The 758-nt window shown below is 60.0% G+C and carries 2 protein-coding genes; both read left to right on the top strand.

The window, feature by feature from the left end; genetic code table 11:
- Window positions 1-462: COG4223 family protein (locus FRW57_RS23740; protein ID WP_203230512.1), on the top strand; the 462-nt coding region annotated here is incomplete at its 5' end.
- A 13-nt stretch (window positions 463-475) separates the two neighbouring features.
- Window positions 476-758 (top strand): heme biosynthesis HemY N-terminal domain-containing protein (locus tag FRW57_RS22365; RefSeq protein ID WP_203230511.1); only part of this gene is annotated, 283 nt, incomplete at its 3' end.

The raw sequence follows: 758 nt of genomic DNA, 5'->3' as shown, positions 1-758 counted from the left end.
ATTACAGCGGCATTGAATACCGGTGGCGAATACGATTCCGCATTGGGTGACTTGTCGCAAACTGGCGTGGCAGATGTGCCCGAAGCCTTGGCAGCCCCTGCAGACAGCGGTGTGGCGACACTTCTTAGCCTGCAGGCTGAATTCCCCAATACTGCCCGTGCTGCCCTTGCTGCCGCGCGCGCAGCCGGCGTGGATGGCGGCGATAGCGGAGCGGTTGGCTTCTTGCGCCGTCAGCTGGGCGCCAGATCGGTTGAGCCGCGCGAAGGCTCTGACCCGGATGCCGTTCTGTCCCGCGCCGAAGCAGCCGTGCGCGAAGGCCGTCTGACTGATGCGCTGACCGAGATCGATACATTGCCGCCAGAGGCGCAAGCCGCCATGGAAAGCTGGCTGTCCGACGCACGTGCGCGCGTTGAGGCCGAAGCCGCGGTACAGGACCTATCCCAACGCCTGACGGCAAACTGAGGAAGTTGAATATATGCTTTGGTCACTGATCAAAATTATCGTGTTTGTCGCCGCAGTCGCGGCGCTGGCCTGGGGTGCGGGATATCTTTTGGAAAGCCAGGGTGGCGTTCAGGTGACCGTAATGGGCACCGAATACAGCTTTGGACCGTTGCAGTCAGTTATCGCCGTCGTCGTGTTGATGATTGGCGTCTGGCTCCTGCTCAAGATCATGTCACTGCTTTTGGCAACATGGCATTTCCTGAATGGGGACGAGACGGCGCTGTCGCGGTATTTCGACCGCAATCGTGAACGCAAAG

The sequence above is a fragment of the Segeticoccus rhizosphaerae genome, from assembly GCF_009192725.1.
Classification (GTDB): domain Bacteria; phylum Actinomycetota; class Actinomycetes; order Actinomycetales; family Dermatophilaceae; genus Segeticoccus; species Segeticoccus rhizosphaerae.
Note: the sequence above shows the minus strand (reverse complement) of the source record. Positions and strands in the feature narration are given on the sequence as shown.